Source organism: Photorhabdus sp. CRCIA-P01 (assembly GCF_003545805.1).
Classification (GTDB): Bacteria; Pseudomonadota; Gammaproteobacteria; order Enterobacterales; family Enterobacteriaceae; genus Photorhabdus; species Photorhabdus antumapuensis.
Window position 1 is genome coordinate 1 of the sequence record NZ_NMQR01000153.1, and the last position, 1,733, is coordinate 1,733.

1 protein-coding gene is annotated in these 1,733 nt (G+C 57.6%); it reads left to right on the top strand.

The features are described 5' to 3' along the window. A partial coding sequence (locus D3222_RS24445) for a hemagglutinin repeat-containing protein (RefSeq protein WP_198672932.1) occupies positions 1-1,733 on the top strand: 1,733 nt, incomplete at both ends.

A 1,733-nucleotide genomic window follows, 5' to 3' on the forward strand; every position in this document is an offset into this window, starting at 1 on the left:
ACGGTGCAGCCGGGCAGTGACAGCCACTATCTGGTCGAGACCGACCCGAAATTTACCCGGTATAAACAGTGGTTAGGCTCGGACTATATGCGGCAACAATTAACGCATGACCCGGCGCTGGTCCACAAACGCCTGGGCGATGGGTTTTACGAACAGCGGCTAGTGCGCGACCAAATCACCCAATTGACCGGCCGACGCTATCTGCCGGGCTACAATAACGACGAAGCACAGTTTAAAGCGCTGATGGATGCCGGAATTGCCTTTGGCCAACAGCAACAGTTAACGCCGGGCGTCGCCTTAAGCCCGGCGCAGATGGCATTGCTGACTTCGGATATTATCTGGCTGACGAACCAAACCGTGACCTTGCCGGATGGGACTACCGAAGTGGTGACCGTGCCGCAGGTGTATGCGCGTGTCCGTCAGGGCGACCTGAGCAGTGATGGCGCCCTACTCGCCGGTAATTCCGTGGCCCTTAACAGTCAGGGCGATATTACCAACAGCGGCACGATTAGCGGGCGTGACGTCACCCAACTGACCGCCAACAACCTGACCAACAGCGGCTTTATTCGCGGCGGCAAAGTGGATTTGACGGCCCAGCAGACGCTCACTAACCGGGGCGGCCAGATTCAGGGGGATGACCGGGTGACCTTGAAAGGCCACGATATCACCAGCGCGTCTACGTTACGCGGGGATGAGGCTAACCGCTGGCTGGACCGTCCGGCGGGGATTTATGTGCAGAACGATAAGGGTACCTTATCGCTGAGCGCCATCAACAATGTGCAATTAATCGCCAGCGAGGTGAAGAACGCCGGTAAAGACGGTCGCACCGAGATAACCGCAGGCCATAACCTGACGCTGGATACCCTAAGCACGCACCGTACAGAACAGGGCGACTGGGGGAAAGATAACACTCGCCATCTGACCCAACAACAGGATATCGGCAGCCGGATAACCGGCGCCGGTGATGTGACGCTGCAAGCCGGGCAGGATTTGACCGCCACCGCCGCTCACGTCAATGCCGGTCAACAATTGACGGCGCAGGCCGGGAATAACCTGACATTGACAACCGGTACCGCTTCATCCGATTTAGTGGAACACAGTAAACAAACCAGCAAAGGCTGGCTGTCCAAGTCGTCAGTGGAAACCCACGACGAAGTGCATGATCGGCAGGCGCTCAGTACCACATTTAGCGGTGATAAAATCAACCTACAGGCCGGTCATGACCTGACGGTCAGCGGCAGTAATGTGGCGGGCACGCAGGATGTCAGCCTGAGCGCCGGTCATCAACTTGCCGTCACCACCGCCGCCGAATCTCACGGTGAAACCCATTTGCGGCAGGAGAAAAAATCGGGCCTGATGGGGACCGGCGGGATTGGATTTACTCTGGGCAAAGCCAGTCAGAAAGTCACCACCGACAGTGACAGCCAGCTTAGCAAAGGCAGCACGGTTGGCAGCAGTCAGGGCAACGTGACGCTCAACGCGGGAGAACAACTCCGGGTTCACGGCAGTGAAGTGATTGCCGGTAAAGACCTGACGCTGACCGGTCAACAGGTCACGGTCACCAGTGCGGAAAACCGCAATAACACCACAACAAAAACCGAACAAAAACAAAGCGGCCTGACGGTAGCGCTGAGCGGCGCCGCAGGAGGTGCTATCAACAGCGCCGTGCAAACGGCCCATGAAGCGCAACAGACTGCCGACCCGCGCCTGAAAGCGTTGCAAAATACCAAAGC